This window comes from Streptomyces sp. NPDC002958 (genome assembly GCF_055563255.1).
In genome coordinates this window covers 1-12591 of the sequence record NZ_JBVHDS010000050.1, presented here as the reverse complement: position 1 = coordinate 12591, position 12591 = coordinate 1, and the positions used below count along the sequence as shown (strand labels likewise).

Genomic DNA, 12591 nt, shown 5'->3' with positions numbered 1-12591 from the left:
GAGGCCAGGTGCAGGGCGACCAGGGAGGAGGAGCAGGCGGTGTCGACCGACACGGCCGGGCCCTCCAGGCCCAACGTGTAGGCGACCCGGCCCGAGACCACGCTGGTGGTGGCGCCGGTCAGGCGGAAGCCCTCCACCTCGGGAAGCGCGCCCGCGGGCACGACCCCGTAGTCCGAGGTGCCCACACCGACGAACACGCCGGCGTCGGTGCCGCGCAGCGAGGTCGGGTCGATGCCGGCCGCCTCCAGGGCCTCCCACGCGGCCTCAAGGGTGAGGCGCTGCTGCGGGTCGATGGCGAGGGCCTCGCGCGGACTGATCCCGAAGAAGCCCGCGTCGAACTCGTCCACGCCGGACATGAACCCGCCTCCGCGGGTGTACACCTTGCCGAGCTGCTCCGGGTCGGGGTCGTAGAGGTTCTCGAGGTCCCAGCCCCGGTCGTCCGGCAGGGGAGAGATCGCGTCCCGGCCCTCGGCGACCAGCTGCCACAGCTCCTCGGGCGAGGTGACCCCGCCCGGGTAGCGGCAGCTGATGCCGACGATGGCCAGGGGCTCCCCGGCGCGGTCCTCGTACTCCTGGAGCTTGGCCCGCGCCTCGCTGAGGTCGACCGCGACCCGCTTCAGGTAGCGGACCAGCTTCTCCTGCTGGAGATCGCTGTCTTCGCTGCTCATCATCATTTCCCCCTGGTCGTAACGAAGTTGAAGGTTTCCGTTGCCTGGCCCGTCACAGCGCGCCGAACTCCGCGTCGATGAGGTCGAAGACCTCGTCCGCCGTGGTCGCCGCCTCGAACTTCCGAGCCGCCGGCTGCGCCGACTCGCCGAGGGACGCCAGCAGCGTCCGGAGCCGTGCCGCGACACGCTGCCTGTCCTCCTCCAGGACCTCGGTCAGTGCCCGCTCGAACTTCCGCAGCTCCCGGTCGATCACCGGCTCCGCCGGGACGGCGGTGGTGAGGGTGTCGCCGAGTTCGGTGAGGAGGTGGTGGGCGACGGCGGTGGGGCTGGGGTGGTCGAAGACGAGGGTGGAGGGGAGTCGTATGCCGCTGGCCTGGGTGAGGCGGTTGCGGAGTTCGACGGCGCCGAGGGAGTCGAATCCGAGGTCCTTGAAGGCGCGTTCGGGGTCGACTGCTTCGGGTGAGGTGTGTCCGAGGACTGCGGCCACCTGGGTTTGGACGAGTTCGATCGCGATGCGTTCGCGGTCCTGTTCGGTGGCCGAGGCGAGGCGGTGGGCGAGTGATCCGGTGCCCGATGCGGTCTGGCGGTTGGGTTGGGCGGGGGTGCGGACGAGTCCGCGCAGGAGTGCGGGGAGCATCCCGGCGCGTGCCTGCGCCCGCAACGCTGCCGTGTCCAGACGCACGGGAACCAGCACGGCGGAGTCGAGCTCGTGCGCCCCGTCATACAGGGCCAGGCCCTGCTCGGCGGAGAGGGCGCCCACTCCCATGCGCTCCAGACGGGCCAGCTCCGCCGCGTCCAGACCGGCACCCATGCCGCCGGCCTCGCCCCACAGGCCCCAGGCGAGTGAGGTGGCGGGCAGGCCCTCGGCCCGGCGGCGGATCGCCAGGGCGTCGAGCGTGGCGTTGGCGGCGGCGTAGTTGCCCTGGCCGGGGCTGCCGATGTGGGCGGCGACGGAGGAGAACAGCACGAAGGACGACAGGTCGACGTCGGCGGTCAGCTCGTCGAGGTGGAGTGCCGCGTCGACCTTCGGGGCGAACACCCGCTCCACCTGGGCGGCGGTGAGGGACTCGATGGTGGCGTCGTCGAGGACGCCGGCGGCGTGTACGACCGCGGTGAGTGGGCGCTCCAGCGAGCCGATGAGCCGTGCCAGTCCGGTCCGGTCGGTGACGTCGCAGGTGGCGACGTCCACGTGGGCGCCGAGCCCGGTCAGTTCCGCCACCAGCTCGGCCACGCCGTCGGCGGCGGAGCCGCGACGGCTCACCAGCAGCAGGTGCTTGGCTCCGTACGCCTCCACGTAGTGCTTTGCGAAGAGCGCGCCCAGGCCACCGGTACCACCGGTGATCAGGACCGTGCCTTCCGGGTCCAGCGCCCGGGTACCCGCGCCGGTGGCCGCAACCTGCGCCCGGCTGAGACGCGGTACGAGGACCTCGTCCGCACGGACGGCGAGCTGAGGCTCGTCCAGGCCCGCGAGCGCGGCCCAGTCCACGCCCGCCGCGACCTCGACGCCCTCGATGTCCACGAGCAGGAACCGATCGGGGTGTTCGGACTGGGCGCTGCGCACCAGGCCCCACATCGGCGCCTGCGCCAGCTCTGGGACCTCGGCGGCGGTCACGGCGACGGCCCTGCGGGTGGCCACGATCAGGCGGGCTCCGCCGAGCGCGTCGGCCGCCAGCCACTGCTGGAGGAGTGCGAGGGTGCGCTCGGTGACCTCCCGGACCGTGACATCGGCGGACTTCACCGCCGCGACCACCAAATCCGGCACCGGTTCCCCGGCAGCCACCGCGGCACCGAGCGCCGCCAGATCCCCGTACTCCTCGCCGAGGAGCACGACCCGGGCGTCCGAGCCGGCCTGCGGGGCCGGTACGGCCGTCCAGTCGACGTGGTACAGCGGGGCCGCTCCCGAGCGGCGCAGGTTGTCCAGCTTCGCCGGGTCGACCTCCCGGAAGGCCAGCTTCTCCACCCGGCCCACACCGAGGACGTCCACGCACAGGGCCGAGTCGCCGCCGGAGGCGATGCGGACCCGGACCCGCTGGCCGGCCGTCCCGGTCAGGGTCACGCCCGACCAGGAGAACGGCAGCCGGGCCGTGGAGCCCGGACCCTGGTCGAGCCAGGACAGCCCGCCGTGCAGGGAGGCGTCGAAGAGGGCGGGGTGCAGGGCGAAGCCGTCCGCAGGGGTGCCGTCGGGCAGTGTCACCTCGGCGAAGACGGCGTCATCGCCGCGCCAGGCGGCCTGCACGCCCTGGAAGGCCGGGCCGTAGTCGAATCCGAGCTCCGTCAGACGGCCGTACAGATCGTCCACGGAGACGGGCTCCGTTTCGGCGGGCGGCCACTCGGTGGGCTGCCAGGCGGGCTCCGCCTCCGCGGCCGCGGGAACGAGAGTGCCACGGCCGTGGCACACGGCCTCCCGCTCCTCGTCCTCGCCCGACTCCGGTCGGGTGTAAAGGGCGACCTCGCGGCGGCCCTCCGCGTCCGGCGTGCCGAGGGCGACCTGGAGGTGCAGGGCGCCCTCGTCCAGGATCAGCGGCGCATCCATCACCAGTTCCTCGAGAACGGGGCTGCCGGCATGCGTACCGGCGGCCACGGCGAGTTCGACGAAGGCGGTGCCGGGCACGATGACCATGTCCAGGACTCCGTGATCCTGCACCCACGGAGCCGAATCCCGCGAGATGCGACCGGTGAACAGCCACTCGTCGCGGTCGCCGACCTTGACGGCGGCGGCGAGCAGCGGGTGTCCGAGCTGCCCCAGACCGGCCGCGGTGAGGTCTCCCGCACCGCTGTCCGGAGAGAGCCAGTAGTGCTCGCGCTGGAAGGCGTAGGTGGGCAGGTCGATGTGCCGTGCCCCGGTGTCGGCGTAGTACGCGTTCCAGTCGACGGGGATGCCGGCGATGTGGGCCTGGCCGAGGAAGGCCGCGAAGGTGTCCGCCTCGGGGTGGCGGGCGCGCAGGGCCGGGACGAAGACGAGGCCGTCCTCGTCGAGACACTGGCGGGTCAGCGCCGTGAGGATGCCGTCGGGACCGAGCTCCAGGTAGCGGGTCACGCCCTCCTGGTGAAGGGCGCGTACACCGTCGAGGAACCGCACTGCGCTGCGGACGTGCTCGACCCAGTAGCCGGGGTCGGTCAGTTCTGCTGTCGCGACTTCGCCGGTTACGTTCGACACCACGGCCGTGCGCGGCTGGTTGAAGGTCAGCCCCTCGGCGACCTTCCGGAACTCCGCGAGCATCGGCTCCATACGGGCCGAGTGGAAGGCGTGGCTGACGCGCAGGCGGGTGGTTTTGCGGCCTTGTTCTTCCCAGCGGGGCAGCCATGTGTCGAGGGCGTCGAGGTCGCCGGAGACGACGATCGAGCGGGGGCTGTTGATCGCGCCGATCTCGAGGCGGCCTTCGAACCCGGCCAGTGCCTCGGTGACCTCGGATTCGTCGGCTTGGATGGCGGCCATGCCGCCACCGGCGGGCAGCGCACCCATCAGGCGGCCGCGGGCCGCGACCAGAGCGCAGGCGTCGGCGAGGGAGAGTACGCCTGCCGCGTGCGCGGCGGCGATCTCACCGACCGAGTGACCGATCAGATAGTCCGCACGGATCCCGAGGGATTCCACGAGCCGGTAGACGGCGACCTCGACGGCGAACAGCGCGGCCTGGGTGTACTCGGTGGCGTCCAGGGTTGCGTCCTCTGCGGTGAGCAGCTCGCGCAGCGAGCGGCCGAGCAGGGGATCCAGCTCCCGGCAGACTTCGTCGAGAGCGGCACCGAACACCGGGTAAGCGGAAGCGAGTTCCAGACCCATGCCGGGTCGCTGGGCACCCTGGCCGGTGAACAGGAAGGCGGTCTTGCCGCCCACCGGTCGGCCCTGGAAGACCCCGGGCCCGGGCTCACCGGCGGCCAGGCCGGCGAGCCCGGCGAGCAGCTGCTCGCGGTCACCGGCGACGACCACGGCCCGCTGCTCCAGCTGGGCCCGCGTCGTCACGGCCGAGAACCCGGTCTCCGGCAGGCCCGCCTCCGGCCGCTCACCCAGATGTGCCCGGAGCCGGTCCGCCTGCGCACGCAACGCGGGCACGGACTTCGCCGACACCATCACCGGAACCGGCGGCAGTTCCTCGCGGGCGGCTGCCACGGGCTCCGCGGGGGCGGCCGGGGCCTCCTCCAGGATCACGTGGGCGTTCGTGCCGCTGATGCCGAAGGACGAGACGCCGGCCCGACGCGGGCGTTCCGCCGAGGACTTCCACTCCTCCGACTCCGTGAGCAGGCGGATCTCCCCGGCCTCCCAGTCGATGCGGGAGGAGGGCTCGTCCACGTTGAGGGTGGCGGGTAGCAGGCCGTTCCGCATCGCCATGACCATCTTGATCACACCGGCCACACCGGCGGCCGCCGAGGCGTGGCCGATGTTGGACTTGATCGAGCCCAGCCGCAGCGGGCCGTTCTCGCGCTCCTGGCCGTAGGTGGCCAGCAGTGCCTGCGCCTCGATCGGGTCACCGAGCCGCGTGCCCGTGCCGTGTCCCTCGATGGCGTCGACATCGGTCGGAGCGACGCCCGCGTTGGCGAGGGCCTGGCGGATGACGCGCTCCTGGGCGGGGCCGTTGGGGGCGGTGAGGCCGTTGGAGGCGCCGTCCTGGTTGATGGCGCTGCCCCGGACCACACCGAGGATGCGGCGCCCGTTGCGCTGGGCGTCGGACAGGCGCTCCAGGACGAGCATTCCGAGCCCGTCGGAGAAGCCCGTACCGTCCGCGCCCTCCGCGTAGGACTTGCAGCGGCCGTCCTCGGCCAGACCGCGCTGCCGACTGAACTCGGTCAGCAGGAAGGGACCGGACATCACCGTGACGCCACCGGCCAGTGCCAGGGAGCACTCACCGGAGCGCAGGGCCTGGGAAGCCAGGTGCAGGGCCACCAGGGAGGAGGAGCAGGCCGTGTCCACGGAGACGGCCGGGCCCTCCAGGCCCAGGGTGTAGGCGACCCGGCCCGACAGCACGCTGGCCGCGGTGCCCGTGAGCCGGAACCCGTCGAGTTCCTCCGGGGCCTGGGTGGCGTAGTCGGAGGCCACGACCCCGCAGAAGACACCGGTGTCGGTGCCGTGCAGACGGGTCGGGTCGATGCCCGCGTTCTCGAACGCCTCCCACGCGGCCTCGAGCGTGAGGCGCTGCTGCGGGTCCGTGGCGAGGGCCTCGCGCGGACTGATCCCGAAGAAGTCCGCGTCGAACTCGCCGACACCCGACATGAACCCGCCGCCGCGGGCGTAGATGGTGCCCGGCTGCTCGGGGTCCGGGTCGTACAGCTTCGCCAGGTCCCAACCGCGGTCGTCCGGCAGCGGGCTGATGGCGTCGCGGCCCTCGGCGACCAGCTGCCACAGCTCCTCGGGCGAGGTGACCCCGCCCGGGTAGCGGCAGCTCATGCCGACGATCGCGAGGGGCTCGTCCTCGACGGCCTTGCGGGCCGCCCGGACCGCCGGCCGGGTCTCCGTGGTCTCCACCGCGCCGGCCTGCGTCAGCAGGAACCGGGCCACCGCCAGGGAGGTGGGGTGGTCGAAGACGAGCGTGGAGGGCAGCCGGAGGTCGGTGGCCTGGGTGAGCCGGTTGCGGAGTTCCACGGCGCCGAGCGAGTCGAAGCCGAGCTCCTTGAAGGCACGCTCGGGGTCCACACCGGTCGGCGAGGAGTGCCCGAGGACGGCCGCGACCTGGGCGAGTACCAGGTCCAGCGCCACGCGGAGCCGGTCCTCCTCCGCGACGGCCGCGAGCCGCTGGGAGAGGGAGCCGCCCGCGGGCTGGCTGCGGCGTGCGGGCATCCGTACGAGTCCGCGCAGGAGGGCGGGGAGCAGGCCGGAGCGGGCCTGGTCGCGCAGGGCCGACTGGTCGAGTCGTACGGGTACCAGCTGTGCGGCATCCAGACGCAGTGCGGCGTCGTACAGTTCGAGGCCCTGTTCGGTGGAGAGGCCGGCGAGGCCGGCGCGCTCGAGGCGGGCCAGTTGTGCTTCTCCGAGGGTGGTGGCCATGCCGCCGGCCTCGGTCCACAGGCCCCAGGCGAGGGAGGTCGCCGGGAGCCCGGCGGCGCGGCGGGTGGCTGCGAGGGCGTCCAGGGCCGCGTTGGCGGCGGCGTAGTTGCCCTGACCGGCACCGCCGAGGAGGGCGGATATGGACGAGAACAGCACGAAGGAGGACAGGTCGAGCCCGGCCGTCAGCTCGTGCAGGTGGAGCGCCGCCTCCGCCTTCGGGCCCAGCACACGCGTGAGCCGCTCGGGGGTGAGGGCGTCGACGGTGCCGTCGTCGAGGACCCCGGCGGCGTGCACGACCGCCGTCAGCGGGCGCTCCAGCGAGCCGATGACCTGGGACAGCCGGTCGCGGTCGGTGACGTCGCAGGCGGCGATGTCCACTTGCGCGCCCAGCTCGGTCAGTTCCGCCATGAGCTCGGTCACGCCGTCGGCGGCGGTGCCGCGGCGGCTGAGGAGCAGGACGTGCTTGGCTCCGTAGGCCTGGACGTAGTGCCTGGCGAAGAGGGCGCCGAGGCCGGCGGTGCCGCCGGTGATCAGGACGGTGCCTTCGGGGTCCAGGTCGGGAGCCGCGGACCGTTCGGGGGCGGTGGCCGCGCGGGCCAGCCGGGGTACGAGGATCCGGCTGTCCCGGAGCGCGAACTGCTGCTCCCCTTCCACCGCGGCGAGGGCAGCCCAGTCGAGGTCGGCAGCGGCGGCCGCGTCAGCCGCGCGCTCGTCCAGGTCCACGAGGAGGATCCGCTCGGGGTACTCGGACTGGGCACTGCCGACCAGACCCCAGGCGGCGGCCTGGGCCGGGTCGGCGGCCTCGCCCTCGGCGGTCGCCACTGCCCGGCGGGTGGCCACGATCAGGCGGGCGCCGGTGAGGGCCTCGGTGACCAGCCACCGCTGGAGCAGATCCAGAACCTGCCCGGCCGTCTGCCGCAGCGTCGCGGCAGTACGGCCGGAGCCGGCCGGGTCGACGACGGCGACGACGGCGTCCGGGACCGGCGCACCGGCGGTCACCGCACGGTCGAGCGCGGCCGGGTCGGCGTACGTCCCGCCCAGGACCTCCACGCGGGCCGCAGTCCGCGCACCACCGGGTGCGGGCACGGCCGTCCAGTCCACGCGGTACAGCGGCGCCGCCCCCGAGCGGCGAGCGCCCTCCAGCTGGGCCTGCTCGACGGGGCGCGCCACGATGGAACGCACGGAGACGACGGGATTCCCGGAACCGTCCACCGCGTCCAGGCGCAGGGACGCGTCGCCAATCGACACGACACGGACCCGCAGCCGGGTCTCGCCCAGCCGCTCGAGCCGGGCTCCGGACCAGCTGAAGGGCATCCAGTGACGGCCGCCCTCGCCGTCGTTCAGCAGGACGGCGCCGCTCTGCAGAGCCGCGTCGAGGAGCGCCGGGTGCATGCCGAAGTCCCGGGCGGCCGCGTCCACGTGCTCGTCCGCGAGGGAAACCTCCGCATACACGGTGTCGCCGTCACGCCAGGCGGCCCGCAGGCCCTGGAAGACCGGACCGTAGTCGTAACCGATCTCGGAGAGACGGGAGTAGAGGCCGTCCACCGGAAGGGCCGTGGCACCGGCCGGCGGCCACTGGGCGGGCCAGACCGCGGCGGCCTCGGCCCTCGGCGCCAGGGTGCCGCGGGCATGGCAGGTGGCCTCGGGGGCCTCTCCGTCCTCGCCGCGGGAGGCGCCACGCGCCTCGGGCCGGGTGTAGACGGCGACTTCGCGGCGCCCGTCCTGGTCCGGCTCGCCGACCGTGACCTGTACCTGAACGGCCTCGCCCTCCTGGAGGAGCAACGGGGCCTCGAGGACCAGCTCTTCGAGGACGGGGGTGCCGGTGTGGCGGCCCGCGGCGAGGGCGAGTTCGATGTGGTTCGTGCCGGGCACGACGATGTTGCCGAGAAGTACGTGCTCGGCGACCCAGGGCTGCGCGTCGGTCGAGATACGCCCGGTCAGCAGCCACTCGTCGCGGTTGCCGATCTTGACGGTTGCGGCGAGGACGGGGTGACCCAGCCTGCCGAGACCCGAAGCGGCCGGATCGTGGGCGCCGGAGCCGGGCGCGATCCAGTAGTGCTCGTGCTGGAAGGCGTACGTGGGCAGAGCAATGCGGGTGGCGCCGGTGTTGGTGTAGTACGTGTTCCAGTCGACGGGGATGCCGGCGGTGTGGGCGTGTCCGAGGAAGGCGGCGAACACGTGCGCCTCGGGCTGGCGGGCGCGGAGGGCCGGGGCGAGGACGATCCCGTCCTCGTCCTCGAGGCACTGACGCGTGAGCGCGGTCAGGATGCCGTCGGGGCCGAGTTCGAGGTAGCGGGTCACGCCCTGGTTGTGGAGGGTGCGGATGCCGTCGTGGAAGCGGACGGCGTGGCGGACGTGCTGGACCCAGTAGTCGGGGTTGGTCAGTTCGTTGCTGACGACCTGGCCGGTGACGTTCGAGACCACAGCCGTGCGGGGCTGGTTGAAGGTGAGGCTTTCGGCGATGGTTCGGAACTCGGTGAGCATGGGTTCCATGTGCGGGGAGTGGAAGGCGTGGCTGACGCGCAGGCGGGTGGTTTTGCGGCCTTGTTCTTCCCAGTGGGGCAGCCATGTGTCGAGGGCGTCGAGGTCGCCGGAGACGACGATCGAGCGGGGGCTGTTGATCGCGGCGATCTCGAGGTGGCCCTCGAACCCGGTGAGGGCTTCGGTGACCTCGGATTCTTGGGCTTGGATGGCGGCCATGCCGCCGCCGGTGGGCAGTGCGCCCATCAGTCGGCCGCGGGCGGCGACCAGGGCGCAGGCATCCGCGAGGGAGAGAACTCCCGACACGTGTGCGGCGGCGATTTCACCGACGGAGTGGCCGATGAGGTAGTCGGCGTGGATGCCGAGGGACTCGACGAGTCGGTAGAGGGCGACCTCGATGGCGAAGAGGGCGGCCTGGGTGTACTCGGTGGCGTCCAGGGTTGCGTCTTCAGCGGCGAGGAGTTCGCGCAGCGGACGGCCCAGCAGCGGGTCGATCTCGCGGCCAACCTCGTCGAGAGCGGCACCGAACACCGGGTAGGCGGCGGCGAGTTCGAGACCCATCCCCGCGCGCTGGGCGCCCTGCCCGGTGAACAGGAAGGCGGTCATACCACCCACCGGACGGCCCTGGAGCACACCCGCCCCCGGCTCGCCGGCGGCCAGCGAGGCGAGGCCCGCGAGGAGTTCCTCCCGGTCACCGGCCACCACCACGGCGCGGTGCTCCAACTGCGCCCGGGTGGTGGCGGCCGAGAAACCGACGTCCAGGAGCCCGGATTCCGGTCGGGCGGTCAGGTGGCTGCGGAGGCGTTCGGCCTGCGCGCGCAGCGCGGCCTCGTCACGGCCCGTCACAACGACCGGTACGGCGGTCGGGTTGTGCCCCGCCCCGGGCTCGGCGGTCTCGGCGGGCGTGTCAGCCGGGGGCTCCTCGATGATCACGTGGGCGTTGGTGCCGCTGATGCCGAAGGAGGAGACGCCCGCGCGGCGCGGGCGGCCCTCGGAGGCCGGCCACGGCTCGGCCTCGGCCAGCAGACGCACCTCACCGGCGGTCCAGTCCACGTGCGGGGACGGGGCGTCCACGTGGAGGGTCGCGGGCATGGTGTCGTTCTGCATTGCCATGACCATCTTGATCACGCTGGCGACGCCCGCGGCGGCGGAGGTGTGGCCGATGTTGGACTTGATGGAGCCGAGCCTGAGCGGGCCGTTCTCGCGTCCCTGGCCGTAGGTGGCCAGCAGCGCCTGCGCCTCGATCGGGTCGCCGAGCCGCGTGCCCGTGCCGTGACCGTCGACGAGGTCGACGTCCTTGGCCTCGAGTCCGGCGCTGGCGAGGGCCTGCCGGATCACGCGTTCCTGGGCGGGGCCGTTGGGGGCGGTGAGGCCGTTGGAGGCGCCGTCCTGATTGATGGCGCTGCCCCGGACCACGGCGAGGACGCGGTGGCCCTTGCGGCGGGCCTCGGAGAGGCGCTCCATCACGACGAGGCCGACCCCGTCGGAGAAGCCCGTACCGTCCGCCCCGGCCGCGTACGGCTTGCAGCGGCCGTCGGCGGCGAGTCCCCGCTGGCGGCTGAACTCGATGAGGAGGAAGGGGCCGCCGAGGACGGTGACCCCGCCGACGAGGGCGAGGGAGCACTCGCCGGAGCGCAGGGCCTGCGCCGCCAGGTGCATGGCGACGAGGGAGGAGGAGCAGGCGGTGTCGACCGAAACGGCCGGGCCCTCCAGGCCCAGGGTGTAGGCGACGCGACCGGACACGACGCTGGCGGTCTTGCCGGCGAGGCGGAAGCCCTCCAAGTCGGGCGGGGTCTCGCCACCGTACTCGGAGGACACCGTTCCGCAGAAGACTCCAGTGTCCCCGCCGCGCAGCGAGGTCGGGTCGATGCCCGCGTTCTCCAGGGCCTCCCAGGCGGCTTCGAGAACGAGCCGCTGCTGCGGGTCGGTGGCGAGGGCCTCGCGGGGGCTGATGCCGAAGAAGCCCGCGTCGAAGTCACCGACGCCGTCGACGAACCCGCCGCCCGTGGCGTACACCTTGCCGAGCTGCTCGGGGTCGGCGTCGTAGAGGTTCGCCAGGTCCCAGCCGCGGTCGTCCGGCAGCGGGGTGATGGCGTCGCGGCCCTCGGCGACGAGCTGCCACAGCTCCTCGGGCGAGGTCACCCCGCCCGGGTAGCGGCAGCTCATGCCGACGATCGCGAGGGGCTCCGTGGACTGGGCGAGGAGTCGGCGGTTCTGGGTGCGGAGGCGCTCGGTCTCCTTCAGGGACTTGCGGAGCGCCTCGATGAGGTCCTTCTGGTCTGCCATGGCTGCTAGCGCTCCTCGTGCGGTCGTACGGGGGCTGCCGCCCGGGCCGTGATGGGTGCGGTGCTCACGCGGCGTCCTCCTGGGTCATGCGGATGAGGGCCTCGACGTCCATGTCGTCGATGGACTCGGTGTCCTCTGCGGTCTGCTCGGTCTCCTCCAGGTCGCCGGCGGCGAGTTCGAGGAGGGTGTCGAGCAGGCCCGCGGAGCGGAGTCGGCCGATCGGGATGGCAGCGAGGGCCTCGCGGATCCGGTCCTCCTCGGAGGACTGGTGTCCGGTGGCGGTGGCGCCCTCGGTGGCCAGGGGGACCAGGTAGCGGGTGACGGCGGCCGGGTTCGGGTGGTCGAAGACCAGCGTGGTGGGCAGCCGCAGGCCGGTGGCCTGGGTGAGGCGGTTGCGCAGTTCGACACCGGCGAGGGAGTCGAACCCGAGGCTCTTGAAGGCCCGTTCGGCCTCGATGGCGTCGGGGGAGGAGTGGCCGAGTACGGCCGCGACCTGGCCGCGCACCAGGTCCAGTACGACGCGCTCCCGCTCCTCCTGCGGCACGGCCGCCAGGGTATGGGCGAGCGAGCCCGCGCCGGAGTCGGCGCGGCGGGCCGGCACCTTGGCGAGCCTGCGCAGCAGGCCCGGCAGCAGTCCCGCCCGGGCCTGGGAGCGCAGGGCCGCCTGGTCGAGGAGTACGGGCACCACGAGCGCGGCGTCCGACTTCTGGGCCTGGTCGAAGAGTTCGAGGCCGAGCTCGTTGGAGATGGCCCCGAAGCCCATGCGCTCCACGCGGGCCAGTTCGGCCGCGTCGAGGTCGCCGGTCATGCCGGTGGCGTCGGCCCACAGACCCCATGCCTGCGAGGTGGCGGGCAGCCCCAGGGCGTGGCGGTGCGCGGCGAGGGCGTCGAGGGTGGCGTTGGCGGCGGCGTAGTTGCCCTGGCCGGGGCTGCCGATGATGGCGGCCACCGACGAGAACAGGATGAAAGAGGAAAGTTCCAGACCGGCCGTCAGCTCGTGCAGGTGCAGCGCGGCGTCCACCTTCGGGCGCATGACCCGGTCGAGTCGCTCGGGGGTGAGGCCCTCCAGCAGTCCGTCGTCGAGCACGCCCGCGGCGTGGACGACGGCGGTCAGGGGGTGCTTCAGGGATGCGATGAGGTCGGCGAGTTGGTCGCGGTCGGTGACGTCGCAGGTGGCGATGT

Annotated in this window: 2 protein-coding genes and 1 pseudogene; all 3 read right to left on the bottom strand. The window is 73.1% G+C overall.

Annotated features, from left to right (window positions below; genetic code table 11):
• Positions 1-674 (bottom strand): beta-ketoacyl synthase N-terminal-like domain-containing protein (locus ACZ3IC_RS33395; RefSeq protein WP_467422376.1); only part of this gene is annotated, 674 nt, incomplete at its 3' end.
• 46 nt (positions 675-720) lie between these two features.
• A pseudogene (locus ACZ3IC_RS33390) lies at positions 721-11385 on the bottom strand (type I polyketide synthase); the annotation flags it as partial.
• Between the two features lie 88 nt (positions 11386-11473).
• Positions 11474-12591, bottom strand: a 1118-nt coding sequence (locus ACZ3IC_RS33385; protein ID WP_467422375.1) for a beta-ketoacyl reductase, incomplete at its 5' end; no start/stop codon positions are given.